The organism is Cohaesibacter sp. ES.047 (genome assembly GCF_900215505.1).
Lineage (GTDB): Bacteria > Pseudomonadota > Alphaproteobacteria > Rhizobiales > Cohaesibacteraceae > Cohaesibacter.
In genome coordinates this window covers 4810449-4835772 of the sequence record NZ_LT907844.1, presented here as the reverse complement: position 1 = coordinate 4835772, position 25324 = coordinate 4810449, and the positions used below count along the sequence as shown (strand labels likewise).

Here is a 25324-nt window from a genome sequence, read left to right as displayed (position 1 = left end):
TAAAAATAGTACTTTATTTTACTTTGATTTGAATTCGAATTTACTTTTATTATATTTTATTTTTATTTTTATGAAAACTTGAATAGCCTTTTTCTCAAGCTTTAGGAAAAAGAGCGTCAAACTTTGTTAAAACTGTAATGAGCGGGAAAAATGTATAAAAAACAATAGCTTAGGGAATTTTTTGTCGCCGCTTCGGCTTGTTGCCTTGCTCCCGTTGAGGTTTGACAACAACAACGACGAGAGATGAGAGGTTGCTTTCAGGCCGCGCACAAGCGATCTGATGCGCGCCAGTTGGACGCCGCGCACGGCAAAATCCCACCGAAAAATGATATTTTCGATGAGATTATTTTCTCAAAAATATTCTGTGTATGTGATTGGGCGTGCCGGATTTAAACGCGAGGATGCATTACGGCAGGATCGTTGAAGGTGATCGGGGAGGACGCTCAAGAGAGACATGCGTCACTTTTGGCCTGTGTCACCCATACGGGATGTCAGCGCAGATTCTCGTCGAGCATGTTCCGGTCCTGAACTGCGGCGAATTCGATGGCGAGACCATCTTCAAGGTGGCGCACCACACGAGCGCGGATCTTGCCTACCTTGACCGGTTTGCCGATCTTCGGGCGTACCTTTGTCTTGACCGCGGCGCCCGAGAGCGACAGGTCGAGAACCTGACAAATATGCTCAGTGCCATCTTCAAGGATAAGCTTGGTGATCGGGGCCTTGGGCTGTTGCCGTTCGTGGCGGCGATCTTCAGGCAGATCGAGAATGTGGCGGTTGGCCAGCCAGGTCAGCTGTGATGCCAGCTTGTCACGCTTTCTTGATGTCGCATCGACAGTCAGGGCAAAGCCACCTTCAATCTTGCGAACGATTTTTCCTTCAATGCGGCCGATGTGATCGATATAGGCAATGACCCTCTCACCGATTTCACCGCGAATTGGTGCGATCAAGGCAACGCCGCCGGGGGACATGTTGATAACCTGGCACGGGTATTCCTGCTTGTTCTCAAGCATGAACCGACCGAGCAGATTTACCCTGACCCGCTGGTGCCGTCGACGCTCGGTTACCCGAGGCAAAACGGATTTTTGCAGTGATGCAGACATGAAGGACCGCTTATCGCCATAAGAGACTTGTTGACGTGACTGGACCTATCCTAGGCCTTGCATGGTTAACAAAGCCTTTTAGCGGGCGTCCGGAATATCGCTTTGGTTGTGATCATGACCTTGGTGAAATCGATGTGAGAGGCGTTTAGGACAGGATTGGCCGAAAATAGCTGTAAATGCCGATATTCCGCCATCGATCCGAACGGAACGGCAAAGAAAAAGCGCGCGTCATGATCCGGATCGTGACGCGCGCTCAGTCTTTAATCAACAGGCAAAAGGATTTGTTCAGTCTTGACGCCCACCTTCGATGACCGTCAGGTGCCCGAAACGCTGCTCGGTCTGGAACGCCGGGCTTTTGTGCATTTGAGCGGCTGCCTGTCGCGTGGCGGTGACAGGGGCAAGGCCGAACTTGTTGTTAAGGCTCTCATCGCCCGCGCCCTTGCGCATGAAAGAGGGGCGTTCGTCCGGCCAGATGAGACGCATGGATGTGACGCTCAGCTCGGTCAGTGGCCAGATGCCCACCCAATAGGGAATGTCTGCCGGGCTTGCTGCGCCAAGGATGCGTGACTTTGGTTGGCCATAGTGGCGCAGCGGCAAAAGGATTGCCTCGAAATCAAGCTCCTGATCCCGTTCGGTCTTGCCCTTGAAGCCTACAACGGCAGCGGCTTCATCTTCTGCCACGGCGGTGAGCAAGAGGCGGATGCTCGAGGTATCCTGTCGGCTCCAGATCTTGAGGAAATTCTGGCCTTTCAATTCGCGGCAAAAAGAGCCGCACAGACGCGTTCCGGCAAGTCTGAACCGGAGGGTGTCCTGATTCTCATATTCAAGAATGAATGTGTCGCCCAGAATTTGATGAATTTCGGCCGGATCAATGTCACTGCGTTCCGGAGCCGTCCGTCCGCCACGCAAGCCATCCCAGTATGTGAAGAGCTCTCGTGTCACCTGATGTTTCATGGTTCTTCTCTATCTGGGCCAGTTTTGTGCCAAAGCTGTTTCAAGCTGAGACACTTTAGACCCTTTGCCTGTTGTCTACCCCATGATCTGCGAAAGCCGTGCCAATTTGCTCGGTCATCGGGGGGGCGACTCAGGCCGGGTCGAACTTGGTAGAGACATACAATAAAGAATGGCCTTTCTAGAGCGAAGGGTTTGTCTGGGGCAGATTAACATTAATAATGTCTTTCGATTGCCACGGGCTTCCATGCGCAGTAAACAGGTGATCAACAGCATCCTCGGCGTCGGGCCGGACTCCTAAAGCGCCCGATGCTGCGGCTCTTCAAGCCAGCCCTGATAATTTTCAGGAGGCTTTTTTTGCCATCCGAAGTGATCAACAGGTCGTCGGGTGGCTTTTTTTTATCAAAGGCTCCGTCGTCCCTGCTAGGCGTTGTTAAAACAATTGCCTTATCAAATGGGAGCCACCATCGCGCCGTGCTGTGCTGCGTGGGCTTGATGTCGCCACAAAAAGCTCCCAAATGTCAGTCTTGGCGCCTGTAGAGACAAGGAACAGACATGGCATTGCAACCGCGCGGCTCCTGGCATATGCCTGCCGGAACACCTCCTCCAAGAGAACCCATGCTCAATTTGCCGAGGCCTATCATGGTGCTTGGCGGAATCATGATTGTCATTCAGGTGCTGCAGTCCTTCGTGCTTTCTCCTGTTCAGCGACAGGATCTCATGCTGTGGTTCTCTTTCCTGCCGCCACGCTACGGCGAAGTGGCGCAGAATTTTGCCTTTCCCGGCGGGATCTTCGGAGATGTCTGGACCTTCGTGACCTATGCCTTCCTGCATGGAGGCTGGGCGCACCTGCTTCTCAACCTCGTTTGGATGGCGGCCTTTGCAACGGTGGTTTTGCGGCGGATCGGGACATTCAATTTCGCGATCTTCTTTGTCGTCACGGCAGCAGCCGGTGCATTCGTGCATCTGCTGGTGCATCTGAACAGTTCCTCGCCGCTCGTCGGTGTGTCCGCGGTGCTCTCCGGTGCAATGGCGGCGACCGCACGGTTCGCCTTTGTTGGCGGCTATGGCGGGTTTTCTGCCCTACAGGGAACGCACACCTATCCCGCGCTGACCCTCAAGCAACTGTGGCAAAACCAGCAGGCGATGGCTTTTCTGGGTATCTGGCTGGTGCTTAACCTGGTGTTCGGTCTGACGTCTGCTTTTGGCGGTGGCGGTATCGCTTGGGAAGCGCATCTTGGTGGATTTATTGCCGGTCTGCTCATCCTGCCCTACGTTGACCCCTACAGCCGACCGCCGCGCGGTCCGAAAAAACCAAAAAAGCAGGACGAGAAGAAACGACCTGAGCACTTACGCGTTATAAAGTAGACGATTGGTACTCTGCCCGGACAGAAGAAACAGCAAGATCTGAGGTCTATCCATCTTTTGTCCTCGCTCAAACAGTATTAATTGTGTTTTAAAAAGCGTCGCCAAAGCAACGTTTGACCGTTAGTGTTGGCGATATTAGTCGTAAGTTTTCGCGTCGGACGCTTGCCATGCGCTTTATTTCGTCGCAGACTTTAAAAAGGACACGTCATCGGTGCCCGAAAGACAGCGTTGAGATTGACTTCGGGCATCAGATCATCAGGGGAGACATGCATGACGATCGCTACTATTCTGGATAAGAAGGGGCGCGAGGTCTTTACGATGCAGCCCGCCAGTCCGCTGGCAGACGTCGTGAAGATGTTGCGCGAAAAGAGGATTGGTGTGGTGTTGCTCGCGGAAGGCGCAACGCTCAAAGGCATTTTGTCAGAGCGCGATATTGTGCGCGCGCTGGGCGAAAAGGGAGGGGCCGTGCTGTCCGAGTTGGCCTCCGATTACATGACCGCGAATGTGGTGACCTGCAAAGAGGCGGATACGATTGTCAGCGTCATGTCGAAGATGTCGTCGGGCCGGTTTCGCCACATGCCTGTCGTCGAGGATGGCAAGCTGATCGGGCTGGTCTCGATCGGGGACGTCGTGAAGCGCCGGATTGAGGAAACCGAACGGGAAGCGGAAGAAATGCGGCGCTACATTGCCTCAGCCTAGAGGCTGGCCTCCTTTTCGCAATCTGATGCTCTGGAGCAATTCTCCGGAGCAAGCGTGCTTGAGAATGCATTATAATACCGAGCAATGGCGTTTAAATCTAAACTGTTGACCCGGTTTATCTTCAAATCGCTCTGACAGGCGGGCTTATTGCCCGCCTTTGTTTTGTCTTTTGTCGTGATGGCGTGGTTGGCGGGGCTAGGACTTGAGGTCATCCGACAATTCGTGCAGTTCCTTGATCACCTTCTGAGTTGCTGCATAACCTGCCGCGATGGAGGCCTCAGCCTGATCAAAGTCGAACATGCCGATATCCTTGAGGCGGGGTTTGATGGTGATGTCCGGTGGGTCTCCGGCGAGACGGGAGCGTGTGATCCGGTCCTGAATGATGGTGTAGGCGTCAAACATCACGCTCGAGATGCCGGGGCTGCCCTGTTCTTCGTTGCCAAAGACGAGATTTTTCAAAGTCCCCAGTGTTCCCATGGCCGGAGCCTCCCGCTCAAGGGGCTGGCTCGCGGGAAGCCGATCGTCCTCGAAATGGACATTTGGGACGATGGTGCCGCGCCCGAACGTATCCGAGCTGAGATTGACCGCGATAACGATTCTTGCCCCCAGGGCGCGCGTGAGGGAGACGGGCACCGGGTTGACCAAAGCCCCGTCAACGAGAAGACGGCCATTGACATTAACAGGCGAGAAAACGCCGGGCAGGGCATAGGATGCCTGCATTGCCGTGATCAGGGAGCCCCGGCGGAGCCAGATTTCATGGCCCGTTGAGAGCTCGGTGCCAACCGCCATGAAGGGCCGGTCCAGATCCTCGATTTTGATATCGTTGAGATAACGCTTGAGAAGTTTGGTCAGGCGTGTGCCGTTGATCAGGCTGCTGCCCGAGAAGCTGACATCAAGCAGGCCAAAAAGACGGCCACGGGTCAGACCGCGGGCAAATTCCTCCAGCTTGTCGAGACGACCGGCAAGATAGCAGCCGCCAACCACAGCGCCGATGGACGTCCCGGTGATGATGTCCGGCCGGATGCCTGCTTCGTCAAGAGCGTGAAAAACACCAATGTGGGACCAGCCCTTGGCAGCGCCGCCCCCAAGAGCAAGGCCAAGCGGCGCATCGAGAGAGGGTGGCGCTATGACAGGGTCGGATTGCTCGGAGATCTCCTGTGTTCCATCCTGAGATGTTGCACCCTTGTCTGGTGCGGGCGTGTCCAGCCAGTTCGAGAGCATGGTCTTGTCCTCCGGGCTTCTAGTCTATCAGTGGAGCGCTCCAGGAGCATTAACAGGCGGATGGGCCTTCCTTGTCAATTGGTCGGATGGGATCAATGCTTGCCATAGACCTTGGCGGGGTCGAACAGGGGCTTGTCTTCAGTGAAGGACAATTTGGCTTTGCCGTCGTCCAGCGAGGCTGCGCGGTAGAAGCAGGATTTGTAGCCCTGATGGCAATTGGCGCTGGCGCCGCGGGTGCGGACCTTGATCCAGATGGCGTCCTGATCGCAATCGGTGCGTAGCTCAATGACATCCTGAACGTTGCCGCTGGTCGCGCCCTTGTGCCAGAGCTCCTGACGGGAGCGGCTCCAATAGTGAGCCTCCCGGGTTTCAAGCGTCAGGCGCAGGCTTTCTTCGTTCATATAGGCGAACATGACGACATCACCGCTGTCGGCATCGGTGACGATGCAAGCGATAAGGCCGGCCTCGTCAAACTTGGGCAGCATGTCTGTGCCCAGCTCGATGGTCTCTTTGTCTTTGCCGTCTCGGGAGAAAAAGGGCGTGGGCATGGGCGTCTCTTCCTAAACTATGGATGGCCGTTATTGCTGCTCTTGCCATAGCCTTGATGGGGCAAAAAGAAAAGGGGCGGATCCAGATCCACCCCTTGCTCATGTTGTGGTGTGGTTCGGTGGGCCTAACGCCGCTCTCCGACCAAACGCATGAAACGCTCCTGCTTGTCCGCATCGTCTTCGAAGACGCCGGTGAAACAGGTGGTCACAGTGGATACGCCCCTTTTCTGAACGCCCCTCATGCTCATGCACATATGTTCTGCCTCGATCATCAGGGCAATGCCGCGCGGAGCCAGAGATGTCTCGATGGTCTTGATGATCTGGGAGGTCATGGATTCTTGCGTCTGCAAACGGCGGGCGAAGGTGTCGATCACCCGCGCCAGCTTGGACAGACCGACGACGCCGTTTGCCGGGTAGTAGGCAATGTGCGCCTTGCCAACGAAAGGAACCATGTGGTGTTCGCAAGCGGAATAGAATTCCACATCGCGCAAAAGCACCATGTCCTTATAGCCGTTGACCTCTTCAAAGACACGCTCAAGCGGCACGGTCGGGTCTTCGCGATAGCCCTTGTAGAGATCCTCATAGGCATTGACGACCCGGCGAGGCGTGTCAATCAGGCCTTCGCGTTCGGGATCATCGCCAATCCATTTGATCAGTGTGCGTACGGCTTCCTCAGCCTCTTCACGAGACGGACGCTCGGTCAGCGCCCAGTCTTCGGCGGTGTTCTCCGCGCGAGGGAAGGGGTGCAGATTTTCTGTGTTTTTGTTGTTTTTCAACGCTGTTTCATGCTCACTCTTGGAAGCCGAAGCGGTATCACTCGTGTCAACGACAATAGCCATGGGAATCCCCGTGCCTTTCCTGAATGAGGTGCGAGTGGCATTTGGATCGACGGAATGTCATCGTTTGGTGACGATTGATCTAGTTGCGCCATCATGCACTTTTTTGCTGATTTGTCAGCAGCTATTTGCTCCTGCTAGGCAGGCATCATGCTCTTTGATCTGAATATTTGCTTTCGGGGGTGGGAAAAGCTGCGACATTCTTGTTTCACTTCCCATATAGGGGTTATAGGGTGAAGCACCAAGTTTGGATCGCATCGGCGAGTAAAGAAACGGGATCATTTTCATGTTAGATGCCATCTACAACAAGAAAATCATGGAATTTGCCGGCAATATTCCACGACTTGAGCGTCTGGCGGAGCCTCAGGCCTCGTCCAAGAAACACAGCAAGCTGTGCGGATCGACGGTTGAAGTCGACCTTGTCATGGAAGACGGCAAGGTGGTTGATTACGGCCATGCGGTCAATGCTTGTGCGCTGGGTCAGGCGGCGTCCTCTGTTGTGGCGCGGCATATCATCGGGTCGGATGGCAATGAGCTGCGGCTTTTGCGCGATGAAATGCGGGCCATGCTGATGGACAAGGGCAATCCGCCGCAGGGAAAGTGGGACGATCTGCAATATCTCGAGCCTGTGCGGGACTATCCTGCGCGCCACACCTCAACGCTTTTGGTGTTCGATGCGGTGGTTGATGCGATCGATCAGATCGAGCAATCAGGGCAATCAGGGCAATCAGAGTCTGGGCAATGAAATATCTGGCGATTGGTCTGATCAAGCTCTATCAGATCTTTCTTTCCCCCTTCATGGGGCGGCAGTGCCGTTATCTTCCCACCTGTTCCCAGTATACTGAAGAGGCGATTGGGCGCTTTGGCTTTTGGGCCGGGGGCTGGGTTGGCCTTGCGCGGATCTGTCGCTGTCACCCTTGGGGACATAGCGGCTATGATCCCGTGCCTGAACGGTTGCCTGATGATGCTCGTTGGTATAAACCATGGCACTATGGCCTGTGGGGTGGCGACCACATTGATCATGCGACGGGACCGGGGTCCTGCGATTGATGCCTTTGCTGCTCCTCCCTAGGCCATAGACTGATCGCATTTTATGACAAAAACCGGGCCATGCCCGAAAGCTTACCTGCGTTGTAGGCAGGAGTTGAGCAGGAGAATACCAATGGTCAATCTGACTTTCCCCGACGGATCTGTTCGCGAATATGATGCTGGGACCACCGGCGTCGATATCGCTGCGGGCATTTCCAAATCCCTCGCCAAAAAAGCCGTCGCCATGAAACTGGATGGCGTGCTTAGTGATCTGGCTGATCCGATCAAGAGTGACGCCTCCATCGAAATCGTGACCCGCACGGACGATGTTGCGCTCGAGCTTATCCGTCACGATGCCGCGCATGTGATGGCCGAAGCTGTGCAGGAACTCTTCCCCGGAACCCAGGTCACCATCGGCCCAGTCATCAAGGATGGCTTTTATTACGATTTTGCTCGCAACGAGCCCTTCACCACTGAAGATCTCGAAGCCATTGAGAAGAAGATGGCCGAGATCATCGCGCGCAACAAACCCTTCACCAAGGAAGTCTGGAGCCGCGATGTTGCCAAGAAGCATTTCTCCGACAAGGGAGAGGGCTACAAGGTTGAGCTGGTGGAAGCCATTCCGGCAGATCAGGATCTGAAGATCTACCGGCAGGGCGAGTGGCTCGATCTGTGCCGCGGTCCGCACATGACCTCGACCGGCCACATTGGCACGGCCTTCAAGCTGATGAAGGTTGCCGGTGCCTATTGGCGCGGCGATTCCAACAATGCCATGTTGAGCCGCATCTACGGCACGGCATGGGCTTCGGACAAGGATCTCAAGGAGCATCTGCATCGCCTCGAGGAAGCCGAGAAGCGCGACCACCGCAAGCTGGGCCGCGAGATGGACCTGTTCCATTTTCAGGAAGAGGCCCCCGGGTCCGTCTTCTGGCACGACAAGGGCTGGACCCTGTTCCAGAGCCTCATTGCCTATATGCGTCGCCGTCAGCGGGATTGGGGCTACAAGGAAGTCAACAGCCCTGACATGATGGAGAAGTCTCTTTGGGAGACGTCTGGCCACTGGGAGAAGTTCGGTGAAAACATGTTCACCACCCAGACCCCGGATGAGCGTGTCTATTGCTGCAAGCCGATGAACTGCCCCGGCCATGTGCAGATCTTCAAGAATGGTCTCAAGTCCTATCGTGACCTTCCCCTGAAGATTGCCGAGTTCGGCAAGGTGCATCGCTATGAGCCATCGGGTGCTCTGCATGGAATGATGCGCGTGCGTCACTTCACGCAAGATGATGCGCACATCTTCTCTTCCGAGGATCAGATCACCGAAGTCTGTGTCGATATGCATCAGCAGATCATGTCGATTTATCGGGATTTCGGCTTCCATGACATCCGCGTCAAATTCTCGGACCGTCCCGAAAAACGCGTTGGTTCGGATGCTGTCTGGGATGCTGCCGAGGCGGCATTGAAGCATGCGATTGATGCGGCAGGTCAGGAATGGACGCTTAATCCGGGCGAGGGGGCCTTCTATGGTCCCAAGCTCGAATATGTCCTGCGCGATGCCATTGGTCGTGACTGGCAATGCGGCACGGTTCAGGTTGACCTCAACTTGCCCGGACGTCTCGGTGCCTTCTATATCGACACCGAGGGCAACAAGGTCAATCCGGTGATGATCCACCGGGCGCTGTTCGGATCGCTGGAACGCTTCTGCGGCATCCTCATTGAGCATTATGCCGGTCACTTCCCGCTTTGGCTTGCGCCGCTGCAGGTGGTGGTCGCGACCATCACGTCCGATGCGGATGAGTATGCGCAAGAGGTGCGTGATCTGCTGACCGCTGCGGGTCTCAATGTTGACCTTGATCTTCGTAACGAGAAGATCAACTACAAGGTTCGCGAGCACTCGCTGGCCAAGGTTCCGGCGCTGCTGGTTTGTGGCAAGAAGGAAGCTGAAGAGCGGACCGTTTCCATCCGTCGTCTCGGCTCCAAGCACCAGACCTCGATGAGCCTTGAAGAGGCGATCTCTTCGCTGGTCGATGAAGCTGTGGCTCCAGATCTCCGCCGCGAGATGGAAGCTGCCAAGGGGCAGGCTGCCGAGTAGAGATGTGTCTCACTTGAGAGATTGATTCAACTAACAAGGCTAAAGGCGGCACTTTAAGTGTCGCCTTTTCTTTTTGTATTCCAGATGGTTATTCCGCTTTGGTGCTAAAGAGAATCTACGGCTTCAGACTTTGATTCCGTTTTCGGATGCAAGATCGTCTGGCCGATGGCGCGGCCCAAAATGTCGTAGGCAATCGCCTGCCAGCTCGAACCGGTCCTCTGGAATACCGGGGGTAAGGCAGCTGACGGATCGGTGAGGATGACTGGCTGGATCTGCTCCAGTTCAGGCAGGCGACGGCGTATCGAATCCTTTGACATCCAGTTGCCCATCTGCTGTGGCGTCTGTACCAGCCAGCCTTCGATGCCGTAGGCCAGTTCAACCGCGTCGGGTATTGTTGCGGTTATGGGCCGATAGATCAGATCCGGTTTGAGCGGGTCGAAGATTGAACTTTCAATGCGATGAAGCCGGATGGAATTGCCCCCCTGTATCTGCGAGAAGGTTTCCCTTAGCGCAGCCATCATGTCGTTCGTTGTGACCGGCGGCAGCATTTTTGTCTCGGTGCTCTGCTCGCCCCAAAGGCGGTTCTGGCGTTCCAGAGAATAGACGCCAAGTTCATCAAGGATGCCAAGCGTCTCGCCGGTGCCGTCAAGGTCTGCATGGGCCTCGCCGGGATAGAGAGAGAAGGCTTTCTCGCTTGGAATGAAGGTGCGCTCGAAGCGGGTGCGGATCAATGTTTCGAACTTCGCGTGTGCCACATCCCGCTGATCTGCCTCCAGCTCTCGCCAGAGATAGCGGGTGATGAAGCGCAGTCCCCTGTTCTGTGACAGGATCCATTCGTGCATATCACTGAGATCGGATTGTTCTTCGGGAGCGGCTGAGTTCAAGTGCGCAAGCACGGTGGAGAAAATCTGATCCCGGTGCTGGAGTGGAGCGTCCTGACGTCGCCGATTGCCATCGTTGTCGAGATACACTTGAGCGATTTTTTCACTGGACGTGATGTCTCCACCGCCAGCGGGAAGGGGATCATCGGCACGGTGAGGGCCCCAAAGCCCCGTCTGAGGGTGTTGATGGGAATTGGCCCAATCGATGAAAGCGAGGTGCCAAGCGTCAGAGAATTTGTACATGCCAAGCTCCTCCAGATCCTGCGCGAATCCGATCAATTCTCCAATTTCGACGAAAGGAGTCTGGGGCATGCGCGCGCCAAATGGCCCAATCATTGAGAGATCATCCAGAAGCGGGATGAGTTCGCCGGGCTCGTTGAAGCCTTCGAGGAAGCGCATGGGATGGTTGAGCTCAAGTGGCATGCCAGTTTTTCGCGAAAGACCGTCAATTGTGTTTATCATATTGGCCGTGACGCTGATGGAGGCAAAAACCGGATACCCCTTGTCCTGCATGAAGTCTCCCGTGTCAGGCTGTTGCAGATCCTTGAAGAAAGTCAGCGTCTGGGACGGAGTTGCATCCTGTGGCAGCTTGATGAGGCCTTCGCCGCTTTCAAGTTTGTGATGCACAGCGCGAATGATCGACAGCGCAGTGAGATAGTGCCCCCGATCCACATGGTAGATGACAGAGAGCATCTGAAATTCAAACTCGGCCATGAAATAGCCCTGCTGTTTGCGTTCAGCATTGAGGGCAAAGATTTCATCGACCTGAGCTTTTGTCTTAAGGCCCAGAAAGGCGAAGGATCCGAGCAACACCACACACAAGGCAATGAGGGCATAGCGAACTGGATGGGCGCGGATGCCCCATTTTGACTTGGCGGATGCGTTGGCCATTGTTCAATCTCACGGCGAAAGGCGTTTGAAACTACAGCCGCAGATATATGGTGCCGTGATGAAGTCCGTAGATGGCAAAGCGTCGCAGATTGGTTCTGCAGAGGAGGGTGTTGGGTCATGTGGTGGGGCGCTGGGACATGGATCAGCGCACCGTTGCGAGAACCTCGATGTCTCGGTCAAGACCGGAGTCCACCGAGAAGTCTCTGTTGTAGACTTCATTGTTCTGCTTGGCGATGGCGGTGTAGTCGCCGGCTGTCAGGGCGAGGGTGGGGAAGGCGCCGATGGCCCGTTTGACGACATCGCCGCCGGGCGTGAGAACCGTCCAGATCGTGTTGGCCAAGGCTTCGCCGCCGGGTTCGGAGACGAGGCGCAATGTGACCTTGGCGGCATTGTGGATCATGGTCACGTTGACGAGTTTGCCGGCAGAGATTTCAACGTCGCCGCGCACCTTGGCGTTGGAGGTGCCGTAGCTGGAGACGATGTGATAGGTCCCTTCCGTCAGCTTGATGACATGATTGGGTTTGACATTTTCAGCCACCCGCTTCTGTGCTTCGCCCTCGGCCTTGTCCCGTGTGTAGATATCGAAGGACAGAATGGAGTTGTCGAGCGGAATGTCGCCCGTGGCTACCGCGTTGAGACGGACCGCTCCTGCCTGCAAATTGAAATTCTCGGCATAATCACCGGCTTTGTCGAGCACGATGCGTTTGGTCAGATTGGCAAATCCATATCCGGCATAGATGATGTATTTGCCGGTTTCCAATTCGACTTGGATCGGGCCGCCTTCGATATCCTGAATGAGGGGCAATTGGCCATTCTCGTCACGCTTTTCCTCATAGATGCGCCAGTCAATGCCGCGGCGCAGGACTTCTCCTTCGTCTGAGAGAAGCGCGGCTAGCTGCAGGCGTGCAATGCCTCCGGGCTGGATCTCCGGCTCGACTGGTGCTTCTGGCTGAGTGGTCTCGCCGGGAATGGGGGCAAGGAGCGGATCCTGGCTTTCTGTGCCTTCGGCGCTTTGTGCTGCCGGGTCCGTCTGATCGGTGGTTTCAGCCGCGCTTTCGGGTGTTGCGCCCTGAGCCGGTTTGGCTGTCGGCAGCTGAATGGTCTCGGGCAGTTTGATATAGGAGGGTGGCGGCGCGGCTGTCCTGCTCTCCTTCTGGATGACTTCACCGAGATTGAGGGGCTGGTCGGCCTGCTGTGCGGCGGCGTTGCCCGGCAAAACGGCTATTGTAAGAATCAGAAGCAGGCACCTGAGAATGATCTGTACAGGTCGAACGGTTCGATTGGAAAGATCGGGGCGTTTCACGTTTGGGTCCTTGCTTGCAATGCAACTGGTTCTTGCGTGACAGACTCGGTCATACTGACCACTCTGTTTAGCATCTGGTGCTGGCTTAGCAAATCCAAAAACCATGGTCATTTCTGGGCACAAAGACCGGGAGGTCTGGTGCGTCTAAGTTTCTTTGCGTAGGTTCTGAGAGAATTTTGTAAGAAGGAGTGTTCAATGTCAGAATTGCTTGATCATCTGCTCACGCGGCGCAGTGTGCAGGCCGCCTTTCTGGAAGCACCGGCCCCGAGCGAGGCTGAGGTCGAGGTGATGTTAACCGCAGCGGCCCGTGTGCCTGATCACAAGAAACTGGCGCCTTGGCGATTTCTTCGGTTTGATGCGGCGGGCGCAAAGCGGCTTGGTGACGTGGTGGCCGAGCGCTGGCTCGAAATAGAGCCTCGCTCGAAAGACGAACGGGTCGAGGTGGAGCGGGCGCGATTCACGCGTGCACCACTGGTGATCGCCGTTGTCTCGTCGCCCAATCTTGCCGCGCCGGTCCCTGTCTGGGAGCAGGTGCTTTCCGCCGGGGCGGTCTGCATGAACCTTGTCCACGCTGCCCATGGTTCCGGTTTCGCCGCACAGTGGCTGACGGAATGGTATGCCTTCGATGCCCCATTTCTGAAGGTGCTGGGCCTCGGTCCGGATGAGCAGATTGCCGGTTTCATCCATATCGGCACCGCAGCCGCAACGCCTGCAGACCGGGATCGCCCCAACCTGTCCGATATTGTCTCCTATTGGCAGGAGTGATCGGATTTCTCTCTTTAACTCAGAAGGTTGCCCTTCGGTTCTTGTGTTCAGATTCTGGTGATTGGCGGATTGATTTATGTGCATGAGGATCTGATTCAAGAGCTTTGAATTCTGATTCAGAAAAGTGGATCAACTGTTTGATATTCATGCAATAAATTACTTGAAGTGCGGATCGGGCGTGGCCCTTTTGTGTTATGCCTGATCCAGACCGAAGACAGAATTGAGAACGGCGACCTGTTGCTCGTTTGTCGCGATCTTGCCTGTGAAGCCGTCTCGTCTGGCGGTCATGGCCTCCCTTTTGAGGGCAGCCGGGCTGCCGCTCGCGGGGAAGCCCGTGTCGATCGACGCGACACCTGCGGCGGCTGCACCAAACAGGCAAAGGCTTCGAGCGGTGAGGCATGGTGGGGTGAAATCGGCCGTCTCGTCACGGGGCGATTTGGCCCCGATGGCCGCTGCGATTTTGTCGGCGTCCCATATCAGTGCCTTGAGACGTGGGCTTGAGCCTTGGTAGGTCTCCAGCCCGAAGATGGCCTCTGCGCTTTCGGGTGCCACGGCCAGAATGTCAATCGTGCCGATCGGCACATTGGCGATGGCTTCCGCTGCGCCGAGCCTGACATCCATGGCGGTGATGTCCGTGCCCGAGGTGCAGTTTGTCACAAGCACGCCGTCGGGTCCGGTCTCGACGAGTTTGCTGATGTCCTCATCCGAGGTGTGATCGGCGCGCGCATCGATTTGGATATAAAGGTGCGGATGCTTCTCTGTGCCGAGCAGTTTGGTGCATGCTGTTCTGATCTCGCAGATGGCACCTTTCATTGCATCAAGGTCAAGTTCGATGGGCGAAAGGATGAGCGCATCCGCCTTGGAGGTGATGGCGGATTCCAGTTCACTATACAGGGTGTCGGCACTCAGGCGGATGGGAAGAAAGGTTCGCATGATAGCAGCCTCGGCTCGGTTCGATCTGGCGTTGCAGACAGTATAGGTGCGAAGCCGGGCAGGGGCGATCCCTTCCTTTGGGGCGTCCCCCGAAGATCAAGGCTTTTCAAGGCCTGAAGCTGGCTGGTTCCTTATGTGTTAAGCATTCATTAACCTAAAATGGGCACCATGGTTAAGAAATGGTAACCAGTCTGAGTCCCAAATGTTTGGACAGGGTTTTCCCATCCGCACATTGGGCCATTCCAGAGGATTAAGAGAGAAAGCCGTGACCAGTCCCGTTGCGAACAATCTGCCTCAAAGGTTTCAGTCCGTTTTTGAAGAGGCGAGCCGGACCACCGGCACGAGCTTTCAATTTCTGCTGCATACGGCTCAGCGTGAAAGCGGACTACAGCCAGCGGCAAAGGCGCCGACTTCATCTGCGACCGGCTTGTTTCAGTTCGTCGAGCAAACCTGGTTGCAAACCATGAAGCATGCCGGGCCGGAGCTGGGTTACGGCAATTTGTCGGACAAAATCACACAGGTCGGCAGCAAGTATTACGTCAGGGACCCCGATGCGCGGGATCAGATCCTCAACCTGCGCAGTGATCCTCGGGCATCGACGTTGCTGGCTGGTGCGCTTGCCCAGCAGAATGAAGGCATTCTGGCGCAGAAACTCAATCGGGATCCCTCGTCCGGGGAGCTTTATGCCGCGCACTTTCTGGGTGCGAATGGCAGCAGCAAGCTGATCGAACTTGTGAACAGCAATCCTGATCTTGCCGCGAACAAGGTCTTCCCGCAGCAGGCGCAGGCCAACCGCGGCATCTTTTATGAAAAAACCGGGGAGGCCAAAACGGTTGCCGAGGTCTATGACGATCTCGTTTCGACCGTTCCCAACGGTGCGCCGGAGAAGAAAAGCCGGACGCTGGTCGATGTTCTTGGTTTGCGCGATCTGTTCAAGTCCAAGAACAGCGAAGAATCCAGCCGTTATGCGCAGGTGAATGAAGAGACTGTCCCGGCGACAGCGCAGGCGAGCGTGACAAAGTCGACTGTCGCGCAGAATCAACCCGTGGAGACGGATGTTGCCAAATCCCGTTTGGTGGCAGAATCGTCTGACAGGTCTCTTGAGAATTTCTTTTCGCATCCCGGCAAGCCCTTGCTGCCCAGTCGGTATGGGCTGAGCTATAATTCGACGGAAACGGCGCTCGAGGCGCGTTCCTCTCGTCTTGCACTTGATACAGATGGCCAGCGCGTGATTGAAGCCGCTCAGCATGAGATGCGCAAGAGCCGCATTTTCACAGCCGAACAGGCAAGCTATCTCACCGGTGATCCACTGTCAGGCGTTCGGACCATGCAGACCGAAGCCGACAATCCAGACGTTGCAGCGTCGGCGGATATGCAGCCATTGCCCCGCAGCAAACCGGCAGCACCCTCCGCCCCTGTTGCTGCCTCCAGTCCCGCCAGCACAGCTGGCGCAATTCTGCAGACGCGCCCGGTCAGTGCGGACGTCTTATCTCCAGCCCCGATCGATCTGGTTGGTGATGAAGCGAGCGCTTCTGTCAGCACACATCAAACCGGCCGCAGTCGGTCCGCCATGGACCTTACGGCTTTCCTCAGCCGAGACGTGTTTAAGCTCGGACGCACGAGCTGATTTCATCCCGATTGCCTTTGCCATTTATGGTGAACCGATCGTTAAGGGTTGGTCAGGCAAAATGATCCCAAGTAAGGCACTTTCCGTGCCGCCTTTTCAGTATGTGCGTATCGGCCTTCGGGCCAGGGATTTTTGGGATGATTGTTGCGAAGTTTCTCTCGTGGATTGAAACCGCCCCTGTCGAGCGTCGCGCGGAAGCGACAAGCGCCTTGGCGCGTGCCTACCTCTATTCCGATCTGGAGCCTTGCGAGAAGCAGGCAGCGGAAACGGCCTTGACGATTCTTCTGGATGATCCATCGCCGATGGTGCGTGAAGCGCTGGCCTATGCGCTCGCAACGTCGCCCTATGCGCCCAGACACGTTGTTCTCACTCTTATTCAGGATATCGAGGCGGTTGCCGTTCCGGTTTTGGCTTCCTCGCCGGTGTTGCTGGATGGAGAGCTTGTCGATCTGATCGCTGATGGCGCGGTCTCTCAGCAGATAGCGATTGCATCACGCCCGTCTGTGAGCCCGTCGCTGTCTGCTGCGATCTCAGAGGTTGGCACACTCGAGGCTTGCCGTGCCATGCTGGACAATCCCGGTGCACAACTGGCTGTGTTCAGTCTGCGTCGGCTGACCGAGCGTTTCGGACATGAACCCGAGTTGCGCAACGCCTTGCTCAGCCTTCCCGGCCTTCCTGTTGATATCCGCCAGATGCTGATCGTTCAACTTGGCGATGCTCTGGGGCAATTGTCGCTGGTTCAGTCATTCGTCAGTGTTGAACGTCGCTCTGCGCTGCTCAAGGACGCGTGCGACAAGGCCACTGTCGATCTTGCCTTTTGCTGTGCGCATGGCGATGAACTGATCGCACTTGTCGAGCATTTGCGCCTGTCCGGGCAGCTGACGGCCGACATCCTCATTCGCGGGCTTTGTATGGGCAATGTCGAGCTGTTCGTGGCGTCGATGGTCAGCCTCACCGATCTCAGCGACAAGCGGGTGCGGGCCTGTGTGGCGGACGCCAGTCAGAGTGCTGTTCGGGCTCTGTGCCTGAAGGCCGGGCTTTCGGAGCGCGTCGTGTCGACTGTTCAGTCCGCGCTGGTTGCCTATCAGGATCTATCGGAAGATTTCGACCCCGAAGTGCCCCGGTCGCGGTTTGCGCGGCTGATGGTCGATCGGATCCTGAGTGATTATGATGGGGGCGGGGACGACGAGCTGGACGATCTGAATGCACTGCTAAGGCGCTTTGCGACGCAGATTGCGCGTGACGAGGCTCGGGAAATGCGGGCAAAGTTTCGGCAAGTCGATGCCGCTTGACGCATGGAGGCGAAGTGCCACGTCAGCAATCAACTGCGGAGCCGCTCGACAGGGCGGCTCTTTTCGTTTCTAGCGATTGTTCGGATCAAAGGGTTTGCCTGTGACCTTTTCGATATGGTCGATCGCGACGCTTGAAAGCTCGTTGGCCAGCTTGTTGCCGATTGCATTGTCTTCTTCGCGAGCGCCTTCGTTGACGACAGCAGTGATCGCCTGAACATGTTTTTGCATGATCTGCTTGGGCAAGTCTTCAACTTGCGGAATAGTCTCAATCAGATCGCACAGGGATCCAGCGATGACACCAGCGATCGGAAAGCCCATGGTGTGCCCCTGACCCTTTATGTCGTGAGCAGACCGGAACAGGGTGGCGACGGTCTCTTCGGTCCATTCACCTTTTTCCATCGGCTCCCAAGCTTTTTGCAGCTTGAAAACCTCTTCCTTCATCCAGTTGCCAAAATTGACCGAAAGACGTTCCATGGCTTGCTCTGCCTTGGCAACGGGATCAAAATCGTTGCTGCTGGGCAAGACACGAATTTTTTTCCTCAAGTCGACTTTGGGCTTTATGATCTCATAGTCGGCCATTTGGTTTGTCCTTTGCTTGTCCTATGACCTTAGGCCGCTTTAGGGCCCGAGTCACCTGCTCTCGTCACTTAAGCTCCACCCGGTCTGGGTCGGATTGAGCGTTTCTACGCTCGCTGCCCTTGTAGAGTGGGTTGGAGAACCGCCTGCGATCAGGTCCATAAAATGCCGAGGCTTTGATGAAAGGCCTTGGATTGATTACGCAATTCGCGACCCTTGCATACAGTGCCTTTGCCGAAATGGGTTTGCACAAAAACTCGGTTACCCCGGAGTCTCTGGCGTCGACCACTCTTTTCTTCTCCGAATGTCCGGTCAGCATGATGATCGGTACTGTCGGATTGCTGGACGAATCAGGGTTACGCATCATCCTCGTGAGTTCTATGCCGCTAAATATAGGCATAAACCAGTCAGTGATCACTATGTCCGGTTGAGTCGCCTGAAATAATTCGAGGCCGGTTGCTCCGTCCTCTGCTTCGGTTACTTCTCGGGCTCCAAATCCGTTGATCAAGGTGCGCACGACCCGTCGCATATGCGTGTTGTCTTCTACCACTAGAAAACGCAACTGCGAGAGGTCGAGATTGATCATTGCTTGTGCAGCCTAAAAAAGTCACCTGCCATGCCGGACGCCTTTGTTCGCTGTCCGGCAATGGTTCGAATTTGAATTATAGTGGTTGCATATTAAAGAAGGCTTTCCTTGCTGCAAGGCAAAAACCTTGATGGAATTTGCATCTGCCTGCAGGTTCAATAGCGGAACTGCTCGGTGAGAATGCGCTCCGTCCAGCCGTGTTCGGGGTCCAGCATAATCTTGCAGGAATGCTCCATGTCCTCGCGAATTTCAACCTCCAAGACGGATCGGATTTCCGAATGATCTGCCACGGCGCTCAAGGGGCGCTTGTTGGGTTCGCGTACCAGAAGCCGTACCTGTGCCGAATTGGGCAACAGGGCTCCGCGCCAGTGACGGGGCCGGAAGGGGCTGATCGGCGTGAGGGCCAGAAGAGGGGAATCGATGGGCAGGATCGGACCATGCGCTGAGAGGTTATAGGCCGTGCTGCCGGTGGGGGTTGCCACCAACACACCATCGCAAATCAGCTCTTCCATGCGGATCTTGCCGTCAATCTGGATTTCGAGCTTTGCGGCCTGCGCTGTCTGGCGAAAAACGGAAATTTCGTTGATTGCGAGGGATTCGTGGATGGTGCCGTCTGCGGTGGTTGCTTGCATATGCAAGGGACGAATTTCCGACACCTCAGCTTTTTCAAGGCGTGCCTGAAGATCGTCTTCGAGATATTCATTCATCAAGAAGCCGATCGAACCGCAGTTCATACCGTAAATGGGTATGTCGCTGTTCATGTAGCGATGAAGGGTCTGGAGCATCAGGCCGTCGCCACCCAGAACAACAATGACATCGGCCTGATCGGGAGGGACGGAACCATAACGGTGAGCCAGCTTTTTCCTCGCCTTTTCCGTTTCATCGGTTGCGCTGGAAATGAAAGCGATATTCTCAAATGCCTGCGACATTTCGATGGTCCGTTTTTTACTCAACTGATCCGCTTTGCGTGGACCCTTAATCTGCAGTAGCATGGATTAGATATTTTTCCAATCAGGAGGACCGCTTGGACAACAAGTTTGATGCCGAATGTCTGTTTGTGTATGGCACCTGTCCCGATGCCGAGGTGGGCAAGGCTATCGCGCGGGCGCTGCTGGATGCGCGGCTTGTTGCCTGCGTCAATCTTTTGCCCGGCATGATTTCGTTGTTTCGCTGGGATGGAAAGGTTGAGGAAGCGGCGGAGGTCGCCTTCATTGCCAAGACAAGCAAATCCAGGATGCCTGCCGTCAAAGCTCTGTTTGAGAAACATCACCCTTACGAAGAACCTGCCCTAATCGCACTGCCTGTGGCCGATGGCCTGCCGGGCTTTCTGAGCTGGGTCATTTCGGAGACGGCTGATCCTTCGCCAGATGCTGGCTAGTGATGGCCTGCTGCATGTCTTTTTGTCCGTAGTATGGGGATAATACCTAGGTGAGGGCGCGGTGTGTCATGTTTGGTCCATCCATAGATAAGGGAGGACTATCATCATGGCTAAGAAAATTCTGTTGCTCGCTGGCGATTTTGGCGAAGACTACGAAATCATGGTTCCGTTTCAGGCCTTGCTTGCGGTCGGACATGAGGTCATCGCGGTTTGTCCGGACAAGAAGGCGGGAGAGTCGATTGCCACCGCCATTCATGACTTTGAAGGCGACCAGACCTATTCGGAAAAGCGTGGCCATAATTTCGCGCTCAATGGCACATTTAGCGAAATCAAGCCCGAGGACTTCGACGCGCTGGTTGTTGCCGGTGGTCGGGCGCCCGAGTATCTCAGGCTCAATGAGGCTGTGCTTGCGATGGTGCGGCATTTCTTTGATGCAGACAAACCGGTTGCTGCAATCTGTCATGGTGCGCAACTTCTGGCCGGGGCGGGGGTTCTGAAAGGGCGCAATTGTTCGGCCTATCCGGCGTGCAAGCCCGAGGTGGAACTGGCTGGCGGCACCTACGCCGATATAGCCATTGATGCTGCTGTGACAGATGGTAATCTGGTGTCTGCGCCAGCATGGCCGGCTCATCCGGCCTGGATCTCGCAGTTTCTGGTGGTTCTGGGGACAAAAATCGAAACCTGAACATGCCCGTGGATTGCCGGAAGTCTGTAGCGCTCGGTATGGGAGGATACCATGTGTCAATTGTTTATTGGATCTGATCCGGCAATGTGGGAGTGTGAAACCCGATCCTTGCGGATCGACGGCATGGTGACGTCGATCCGGCTGGAGAGTTTCTTCTGGCAGGTTCTGGAACAGATTGCCAAGCGTGACGGGTTTGCCGTCACGCAATTGATTTCAAAGCTTTATCATGAAGCCGAAGACGCCGATCACAATCTGGGGAATTTCACCAGCTTCCTCAGAGTGTGTTGTGGGCGCTTTCTGGCATTGCAGCTGACGGGCGACATTCCGCAAAATCCATCCATTCCGATCCGGTCTCTCAATGCGGAGCGGATTCTGGATCGCGAGCGCAATGGGTGGGCAGAGGAAAGACTGCGCCTCGTAAAATGATCCTGCGTCATATGATGCTGTGAAGAGCAGCCTCTCACACAGCCCCAGTCACTTAACCTTGCGTAACATCTTATGCGTGCGGCTTTGAGGTGGATGCTTTTCTACAAGCGCCATTTCGAGAATTGCCGCAATGAGCCCGGAATCCCGAATATTTTTCCCAATGCAGCATTAAGGCGATCAAATTATCCCAAATTGGGTGGAATATATCGAATAAAAGATTGCATTTCTGTTTTGTTTGGTTTCGACTTTGGGTCTGCTGGTTAGGCATTGGGAGAGACCGTTCCTGAGGGTATAACTTCGGGAGCGGCAAATACTACTGGATGGTTGATTTTATGCATCCGGTCTGTCTAGTTGGCACATCAAAATGATAACGAATAGAGGGATATTAACATGAAGCTGCTTACCAAAGCTCTGGCTGCGACCGCTTTGGCTGTTGTGTTGTCTGCGACCGCGCAAGCCAAGACCCTGGTTTATTGCTCTGAGGGTAGCCCGGAGGGTTTCACCCCGGCGCTTTACACGGCGGGCACCACGTTTGATGCTTCGTCCAAGAACGTCTACAATAAGCTGGTCGAATTCGAGCGTGGCGGCACCAATGTCGTCCCTGGCCTGGCTGAAAGCTATGACGTGTCCGAAGATGGTCTGGAATACACCTTCCATCTGCGCAAAGGCGTCAAGTTCCACACAACCAAGGACTTCACTCCGAACCGCGACTTCAATGCGGATGATGTGCTCTTCTCCTTCATGCGTCAGAAAGATCCGAACCATCCTTACTACAAGGTTTCGGGCGGCACGTACGAGTATTTCGGCGGCATGTCGATGGATACCCTGATCAAGGATATCGTCAAGGTCGACGATTACACCGTCAAATTCGTTCTTGCCGAGGTTGAAGCGCCTTTCATCGCCAACATGGCCATGGATTTTGCCTCCATCCATTCCGCTGAATATGCCGATCAGATCGCTGAAACTGGCAAACTGGAAACCTTCGATCAGAACCCTGTCGGCACCGGTCCTTTCCAGCTCGTCGCTTATCAGAAAGATGCGATCATTCGCTTTAAGGCCAATCCGGACTACTGGGCAGGCAAGGCTCCGATTGACAACCTGATCTTCTCGATCACGCCGGATGCTTCTGTGCGCTATCAGAAGATGAAAGCCGGCGAATGCCATGTCATGCCGTATCCGAACCCGGCAGATCTTGAAGCCATGGACGCGGATGACAGCATCAACCTGATGCATCAGCCCGGCCTGAACGTTGGCTATCTGGCTTACAACAACCAGAAAGAAAAGTTCCAGGACGTACGTGTTCGCAAGGCCCTCAACATGGCCATCAACAAGAAGGCCATTCTGGATGCCGTCTTCCAGGGCTCTGGTGAAATCGCCAAGAACCCGATTCCGCCGACCATGTGGTCCTACAACAACAAAGTTGTCGATGATCCGTATGATCCGGAAGCTGCCAAAAAGCTGCTGGCCGAAGCCGGTGTTGAAGGCATGAAGACCAACATCTGGGCCATGCCGGTACAGCGTCCTTACAACCCGAATGCGCGCCGTATGGCTGAACTCATTCAGGCTGACTGGAAAGCCATTGGTGTTGAAGCTGAAATCGTGTCCTACGAATGGGGTGAATACCTGAAGCGTTCGTCCAATGGTGAACATGATGCCGCCCTGCTTGGCTGGACCGGTGACAATGGTGACCCGGACAACTTCATGTATGTTCTGCTTGGCTGTGATGCCGTTGAGTCCGGTGCAAACCGTGCGAAATGGTGTAACGAAGAGTTCAACGATCTCTTGCTGAAAGCAAAACAGACCACCGATATTGAAGAACGCACCAAGCTTTATGAAGAAGCTCAGGTTGTCTTCAAACGCGAAGCCCCTTGGGCAACCATCGCGCATTCGGTCGTCTATGAGCCGATCAGCACGAAAGTGAAAAACTACAAGATTGATCCGCTCGGTGGCCACATCTTCTACGGTGTGGATATCGAGGAATAATCTACACGGACAGGGGCGGGTTTTACCGCCTCTGTCTTTTTTTGGCTTAGGGCTATGGATTGCGCCCAGTGTATCCGCTAAAGAATGCCCGAAATTCTTGCCTGTCACCAATGACGATCAGCCTTGCTGATTCAATAAAAGAAGACGACCGGCAAGGCAGCTGCTGAATGAACAAAAGGCGAGAGTGCAGACTCTTTCCTTCAAAGGACTGGCAACATCAATGTTGGGTTTTATCTTGCGCCGTGTCGGGATGCTTATTCCGACCTTCATTGGCGTGACACTTGTGGCGTTCTTTTTCATACGCCTTCTCCCCGGTGATCCGATCCTGCTGCTCGCTGGCGAGCGCGGCATTTCCGAAGCACGTTATGCGGAATTGCAGGCGCAGTTCGGCTTTGATCAGCCGGTGATCATGCAATATTTCGACTATCTGGCAGGCCTGTTCCATGGGGACTTTGGCACGTCGATGGTGACGCGTCGCCCGGTATGGGACGAGTTCTTCACGCTCTTTCCTGCAACGCTGGAACTCTCCTTTGTCGCTATCATCATTGCCGTTGTGCTCGGCATTCCGGCTGGTGTGATCGCTGCGGTTAAACGCGGTTCGGTGTTCGATCATTCGGTCATGACCACCGCGCTTGTCGGTTATTCCATGCCGATCTTCTGGTGGGCGCTTCTGGTGATCATCGTGTTTTCGGGCTGGTTACAGTGGACGCCTGTCTCCGGACGAATCTCGGTGATGTATTACTTCGAGCCGGTTACTGGGTTCATGTTGATCGACTCGCTGCTCTCTGGTGAGAAGGGGGCCTTTGGCTCAGCTTTCTCACACTTGGTCTTGCCATCGATCGTGCTTGCTACCATTCCCATGGCCGTGATTGCGCGTCAGACGCGCTCTGCCATGCTGGAAGTGCTGGGTGAGGATTATGTCCGCACCGCACGGGCCAAGGGCCTCTCGAAGTTTCGTGTGACCGGGCTTCATGCGCTGCGCAACGCGCTTATCCCGGTGATCACCACCATCGGTCTTCAGGTGGGCGTGCTGCTCGCCGGGGCCATCCTGACTGAGACCATCTTCTCCTGGCCGGGAATCGGCAAGTGGATGGTCGACAGCATCTCGCGGCGTGACTATCAGGTCGTGCAGGGCGGGCTGCTCATGGTTGCCGTGCTGGTGATGACGGTCAATCTGATCGTCGACCTGCTTTATGGTCTCATCAATCCGCGCATTCGGCATCACTAAGGGAGCGCTCTATGACTGATACAATTGAAAGAGTCGAATCCGTCTCCCGCCAGTCCACGCGGGCTGTGTTAAAGGAATTCTGGTTCTATTTTAGCGTCAACAAGGGGGCGGTGATCGGCCTTGGCGTGTTTGTCGCGCTTGTCCTGATCGCGTTGCTGGCCCCTTATATTGTGCCGCATGATGCCAATCACCAGTATCGCGATGCCTTCCTTCTGCCTCCCTTCTGGCAGGATGGTGGCCAGAGCGCTTACCTTCTGGGTACCGATGCTGTGGGCAGAGACATGCTGTCGCGTTTGATCATGGGGTCACGCTTTTCGCTATTCGTCGGCGTGGTTGTTGTTCTGATCGCGCTCACTGGCGGCATCGTGCTTGGTCTTGTTGCTGGCTACTATGGCGGCAAGACCGATACCCTGATTATGCGGATCATGGATATCATTCTGGCGTTTCCCAGCCTTTTGCTGGCGCTGGTCATGGTCGCCGTATTGGGGCCGGGCCTCATCAACGCCATGATCGCGATTGCGGTGGTCTATCAGCCTCACTTCGTGCGTCTGACGCGAGCCGCAGTGATGGCCGAACGTGAGCGCGAATATGTGGTTGCAGCCCGCGTCGCCGGTGCCAGTTCGCTCAGGCTGATGTTCCTGACCATTCTGCCCAACTGCACAGCCCCGCTGATTGTGCAGGGCACGCTGTCCTTCTCCAATGCCATCCTCGATATTGCGGCTCTTGGCTTTCTGGGACTTGGTGCCCAGCCGCCGACCCCCGAATGGGGAACGATGCTTGCTGAAGCGCGCGAGTTCATCCTGCGTGCCTGGTGGGTTGTCACCTTCCCGGGTATTTCGATCCTGATCACCGTTCTGGCGATCAATCTCATCGGTGACGGTCTGCGCGATGCGCTTGATCCGAAACTGAAACGGTCTTGAGGAGGGTTT

Annotated in this window: 25 protein-coding genes; 14 read left to right on the top strand and 11 right to left on the bottom strand. The window is 55.3% G+C overall.

From position 1 onward, the window contains the following. Window positions 1-491: 491 nt before the first annotated feature. On the bottom strand, window positions 492-1100 hold the full coding sequence (locus tag CPH65_RS22410; protein ID WP_096175929.1) for a PilZ domain-containing protein: 609 nt from the start codon (window positions 1098-1100) through the stop codon (window positions 492-494). Between the two features lie 285 nt (window positions 1101-1385). After that, a complete protein-coding gene (locus CPH65_RS22405) occupies window positions 1386-2054 on the bottom strand; it encodes a PAS domain-containing protein (protein ID WP_096175928.1) in 669 nt (222 codons plus the stop codon). A gap of 615 nt (window positions 2055-2669) precedes the next feature. Here CPH65_RS22405 and CPH65_RS22400 point away from each other — a divergent pair. After that, a complete protein-coding gene (locus CPH65_RS22400; protein WP_157747863.1) occupies window positions 2670-3419 on the top strand; it encodes a rhomboid family intramembrane serine protease in 750 nt (249 codons plus the stop codon). A gap of 270 nt (window positions 3420-3689) precedes the next feature. Then, entirely contained in the window at window positions 3690-4118 is a 429-nt protein-coding gene (locus CPH65_RS22395; RefSeq protein ID WP_096175926.1) for a CBS domain-containing protein, read from the top strand. Window positions 4119-4313: 195 nt separating this feature from the next. On the opposite strand, the gene CPH65_RS22390 is transcribed toward CPH65_RS22395, so the two are convergent. The 3 genes from CPH65_RS22390 to folE form a co-directional block, all read right to left on the bottom strand. After that, window positions 4314-5339, bottom strand: coding sequence for a patatin-like phospholipase family protein (locus tag CPH65_RS22390; RefSeq protein ID WP_096175925.1), 1026 nt, complete (start codon window positions 5337-5339; stop codon window positions 4314-4316). A gap of 92 nt (window positions 5340-5431) precedes the next feature. Beyond that, window positions 5432-5887: a phosphoribosyl-AMP cyclohydrolase gene (gene hisI / locus CPH65_RS22385; RefSeq protein WP_096175924.1), complete on the bottom strand. Its 456-nt coding sequence runs from the start codon at window positions 5885-5887 to the stop codon at window positions 5432-5434. A 125-nt stretch (window positions 5888-6012) separates the two neighbouring features. Continuing rightward, complete coding sequence (gene folE, locus CPH65_RS22380) at window positions 6013-6726, bottom strand: GTP cyclohydrolase I FolE (RefSeq protein ID WP_096175923.1); 714 nt, start codon at window positions 6724-6726, stop codon at window positions 6013-6015. Between the two features lie 283 nt (window positions 6727-7009). Between folE and CPH65_RS22375 the strand changes: the two genes are divergently transcribed. The 3 genes from CPH65_RS22375 (at window position 7010) to thrS (ending at window position 9841) form a co-directional block, all read left to right on the top strand. Further along, a complete protein-coding gene (locus CPH65_RS22375) occupies window positions 7010-7468 on the top strand; it encodes an iron-sulfur cluster assembly scaffold protein (RefSeq protein WP_096175922.1) in 459 nt (152 codons plus the stop codon). Next, window positions 7465-7773 (top strand): membrane protein insertion efficiency factor YidD, encoded by a 309-nt coding sequence (gene yidD / locus CPH65_RS22370; RefSeq protein WP_096175921.1) that lies wholly within the window; start codon window positions 7465-7467, stop codon window positions 7771-7773. Before CPH65_RS22375 ends, yidD begins: the two co-directional genes overlap by 4 nt. 112 nt (window positions 7774-7885) lie before the next feature. After that, window positions 7886-9841, top strand: a complete 1956-nt coding sequence (gene thrS, locus CPH65_RS22365; protein WP_096175920.1) for a threonine--tRNA ligase — start codon at window positions 7886-7888, stop codon at window positions 9839-9841. Between the two features lie 104 nt (window positions 9842-9945). Here thrS and CPH65_RS22360 read toward each other — a convergent pair whose 3' ends face one another. Next, window positions 9946-11613 (bottom strand): hypothetical protein, encoded by a 1668-nt coding sequence (locus tag CPH65_RS22360; RefSeq protein ID WP_096175919.1) that lies wholly within the window; start codon window positions 11611-11613, stop codon window positions 9946-9948. Window positions 11614-11755: 142 nt separating this feature from the next. Further along, window positions 11756-12916 (bottom strand): hypothetical protein, encoded by a 1161-nt coding sequence (locus tag CPH65_RS22355; RefSeq protein WP_096175918.1) that lies wholly within the window; start codon window positions 12914-12916, stop codon window positions 11756-11758. 195 nt (window positions 12917-13111) lie between these two features. Here CPH65_RS22355 and CPH65_RS22350 point away from each other — a divergent pair, with 195 nt between their 5' ends. Continuing rightward, window positions 13112-13681 (top strand): nitroreductase, encoded by a 570-nt coding sequence (locus tag CPH65_RS22350; protein WP_096175917.1) that lies wholly within the window; start codon window positions 13112-13114, stop codon window positions 13679-13681. A gap of 192 nt (window positions 13682-13873) precedes the next feature. Here CPH65_RS22350 and CPH65_RS22345 read toward each other — a convergent pair whose 3' ends face one another. Further along, the gene (locus CPH65_RS22345; RefSeq protein ID WP_096175916.1) at window positions 13874-14614 is read right to left on the bottom strand and encodes an aldolase/citrate lyase family protein; all 741 of its coding nucleotides are present in this window, start codon (window positions 14612-14614) and stop codon (window positions 13874-13876) included. A gap of 265 nt (window positions 14615-14879) precedes the next feature. Between CPH65_RS22345 and CPH65_RS22340 the strand changes: the two genes are divergently transcribed. After that, window positions 14880-16241: a transglycosylase SLT domain-containing protein gene (locus CPH65_RS22340; RefSeq protein ID WP_096175915.1), complete on the top strand. Its 1362-nt coding sequence runs from the start codon at window positions 14880-14882 to the stop codon at window positions 16239-16241. A 137-nt stretch (window positions 16242-16378) separates the two neighbouring features. Beyond that, a complete protein-coding gene (locus tag CPH65_RS22335; protein WP_157747862.1) occupies window positions 16379-17533 on the top strand; it encodes a DUF2336 domain-containing protein in 1155 nt (384 codons plus the stop codon). Between the two features lie 69 nt (window positions 17534-17602). Here the strand turns inward: CPH65_RS22335 and CPH65_RS22330 are convergent, their stop codons facing one another. The 3 genes from CPH65_RS22330 to CPH65_RS22320 all read right to left on the bottom strand — a co-directional run bounded on the left by CPH65_RS22330 (window position 17603) and on the right by CPH65_RS22320 (window position 19624). Continuing rightward, complete coding sequence (locus CPH65_RS22330) at window positions 17603-18055, bottom strand: Hpt domain-containing protein (protein WP_157747861.1); 453 nt, start codon at window positions 18053-18055, stop codon at window positions 17603-17605. Between the two features lie 121 nt (window positions 18056-18176). Continuing rightward, on the bottom strand, window positions 18177-18695 hold the full coding sequence (locus tag CPH65_RS22325; protein ID WP_096175912.1) for a response regulator: 519 nt from the start codon (window positions 18693-18695) through the stop codon (window positions 18177-18179). A gap of 155 nt (window positions 18696-18850) precedes the next feature. Continuing rightward, window positions 18851-19624, bottom strand: a complete 774-nt coding sequence (locus CPH65_RS22320) for an NAD kinase (protein ID WP_096176571.1) — start codon at window positions 19622-19624, stop codon at window positions 18851-18853. Window positions 19625-19719: 95 nt separating this feature from the next. On the opposite strand from CPH65_RS22320, the gene cutA reads away from it, so the two are divergent. The 6 genes from cutA to CPH65_RS22290 all read left to right on the top strand — a co-directional run bounded on the left by cutA (window position 19720) and on the right by CPH65_RS22290 (window position 25315). Then, window positions 19720-20073 carry a divalent-cation tolerance protein CutA gene (gene cutA, locus CPH65_RS22315; RefSeq protein WP_197703901.1) on the top strand — a complete coding sequence of 118 codons (354 nt, stop codon included), beginning with the start codon at window positions 19720-19722 and terminating at the stop codon, window positions 20071-20073. Between the two features lie 103 nt (window positions 20074-20176). Next, window positions 20177-20758 (top strand): DJ-1/PfpI family protein, encoded by a 582-nt coding sequence (locus tag CPH65_RS22310; protein ID WP_172891602.1) that lies wholly within the window; start codon window positions 20177-20179, stop codon window positions 20756-20758. Window positions 20759-20809: 51 nt separating this feature from the next. After that, window positions 20810-21184: a ribbon-helix-helix domain-containing protein gene (locus tag CPH65_RS22305; RefSeq protein WP_096175910.1), complete on the top strand. Its 375-nt coding sequence runs from the start codon at window positions 20810-20812 to the stop codon at window positions 21182-21184. A 390-nt stretch (window positions 21185-21574) separates the two neighbouring features. Further along, window positions 21575-23167: an ABC transporter substrate-binding protein gene (locus tag CPH65_RS22300; protein WP_096175909.1), complete on the top strand. Its 1593-nt coding sequence runs from the start codon at window positions 21575-21577 to the stop codon at window positions 23165-23167. A gap of 220 nt (window positions 23168-23387) precedes the next feature. After that, complete coding sequence (locus CPH65_RS22295) at window positions 23388-24395, top strand: ABC transporter permease subunit (protein ID WP_096175908.1); 1008 nt, start codon at window positions 23388-23390, stop codon at window positions 24393-24395. Window positions 24396-24406: 11 nt separating this feature from the next. After that, on the top strand, window positions 24407-25315 hold the full coding sequence (locus tag CPH65_RS22290) for an ABC transporter permease subunit (protein ID WP_096175907.1): 909 nt from the start codon (window positions 24407-24409) through the stop codon (window positions 25313-25315). Window positions 25316-25324: the final 9 nt, after the last annotated feature.

Bases quoted from the DNA above. Each gene is read 5' to 3' on its own strand.
- CPH65_RS22335 (WP_157747862.1), top strand. From the start codon at position 16,379: ATGATTGTTGCGAAGTTTCTCTCGTGGATTGAAACCGCCCCTGTCGAG.
- CPH65_RS22320 (WP_096176571.1), bottom strand. From the start codon at position 19,624: ATGTCGCAGGCATTTGAGAATATCGCTTTCATTTCCAGCGCAACCGAT.
- CPH65_RS22305 (WP_096175910.1), top strand. From the start codon at position 20,810: ATGTGTCAATTGTTTATTGGATCTGATCCGGCAATGTGGGAGTGTGAA.
- CPH65_RS22345 (WP_096175916.1), bottom strand. From the start codon at position 14,614: ATGCGAACCTTTCTTCCCATCCGCCTGAGTGCCGACACCCTGTATAGT.
- CPH65_RS22325 (WP_096175912.1), bottom strand. From the start codon at position 18,695: ATGATCAATCTCGACCTCTCGCAGTTGCGTTTTCTAGTGGTAGAAGAC.
- CPH65_RS22360 (WP_096175919.1), bottom strand. From the start codon at position 11,613: ATGGCCAACGCATCCGCCAAGTCAAAATGGGGCATCCGCGCCCATCCA.
- CPH65_RS22375 (WP_096175922.1), top strand. From the start codon at position 7,010: ATGTTAGATGCCATCTACAACAAGAAAATCATGGAATTTGCCGGCAAT.
- CPH65_RS22400 (WP_157747863.1), top strand. From the start codon at position 2,670: ATGCTCAATTTGCCGAGGCCTATCATGGTGCTTGGCGGAATCATGATT.
- CPH65_RS22390 (WP_096175925.1), bottom strand. From the start codon at position 5,339: ATGCTCTCGAACTGGCTGGACACGCCCGCACCAGACAAGGGTGCAACA.
- thrS (WP_096175920.1), top strand. From the start codon at position 7,886: ATGGTCAATCTGACTTTCCCCGACGGATCTGTTCGCGAATATGATGCT.
- CPH65_RS22410 (WP_096175929.1), bottom strand. From the start codon at position 1,100: ATGTCTGCATCACTGCAAAAATCCGTTTTGCCTCGGGTAACCGAGCGT.
- CPH65_RS22350 (WP_096175917.1), top strand. From the start codon at position 13,112: ATGTCAGAATTGCTTGATCATCTGCTCACGCGGCGCAGTGTGCAGGCC.
- folE (WP_096175923.1), bottom strand. From the start codon at position 6,726: ATGGCTATTGTCGTTGACACGAGTGATACCGCTTCGGCTTCCAAGAGT.
- CPH65_RS22405 (WP_096175928.1), bottom strand. From the start codon at position 2,054: ATGAAACATCAGGTGACACGAGAGCTCTTCACATACTGGGATGGCTTG.
- hisI (WP_096175924.1), bottom strand. From the start codon at position 5,887: ATGCCCACGCCCTTTTTCTCCCGAGACGGCAAAGACAAAGAGACCATC.
- CPH65_RS22300 (WP_096175909.1), top strand. From the start codon at position 21,575: ATGAAGCTGCTTACCAAAGCTCTGGCTGCGACCGCTTTGGCTGTTGTG.
- CPH65_RS22295 (WP_096175908.1), top strand. From the start codon at position 23,388: ATGTTGGGTTTTATCTTGCGCCGTGTCGGGATGCTTATTCCGACCTTC.
- yidD (WP_096175921.1), top strand. From the start codon at position 7,465: ATGAAATATCTGGCGATTGGTCTGATCAAGCTCTATCAGATCTTTCTT.
- CPH65_RS22290 (WP_096175907.1), top strand. From the start codon at position 24,407: ATGACTGATACAATTGAAAGAGTCGAATCCGTCTCCCGCCAGTCCACG.
- CPH65_RS22395 (WP_096175926.1), top strand. From the start codon at position 3,690: ATGACGATCGCTACTATTCTGGATAAGAAGGGGCGCGAGGTCTTTACG.